This is a genomic window from Nocardia alni (assembly GCF_019038435.1).
In the GTDB taxonomy this organism is placed as follows: domain Bacteria; phylum Actinomycetota; class Actinomycetes; order Mycobacteriales; family Mycobacteriaceae; genus Nocardia; species Nocardia alni.
This window is the reverse complement of sequence record NZ_JAGPOX010000418.1, coordinates 1-379: the sequence shown is the minus strand read 5'-3', so window position 1 is coordinate 379 and position 379 is coordinate 1. Positions and strand designations below refer to the sequence as shown.

1 protein-coding gene is annotated in these 379 nt (G+C 71.8%); it reads right to left on the bottom strand.

Going from position 1 to position 379, the window contains the following annotated elements:
• A partial coding sequence (locus JZ791_RS47565) for a LysR family transcriptional regulator (protein ID WP_498049428.1) occupies positions 1-359 on the bottom strand: 359 nt, incomplete at its 3' end.
• Positions 360-379: the final 20 nt, after the last annotated feature.

The following is a 379-nucleotide window of genomic DNA, read 5'->3' as shown; positions in this document are numbered from 1 at the left end:
GAGCTGCGGTGCGCGGGAATGATGCCGACCTGGTAGCTGCCGTCGATCACGCCGCGCTCGATGGCATTGATCGGCCCCACGTGCAGCTGCAGCTCCACCTCGGGCGCCTGCCGGCCGAAGGCGGCGATCGCCTCGCCGATGCGCGCCGCCGGGTTGCTGGCGGTCTTGTCGAACACGGCCACGGCCAGCTGGCCGCCCATGCGCGCATGGATGTCGTCGATGCCGTCGCGGAAGCTGCGCACCGAGGCCAGCAGGCGCAGCGTTTCCTCATAGACGCGCTGACCCTCGGGCGTGAGCGCGAAACCCGCCCGGCCGCGGCGGCAGAGCGTGAGGCCCAGGCGCGTCTCCAGGTCCTTCATGTGGCGGCTCACGGTGCTGG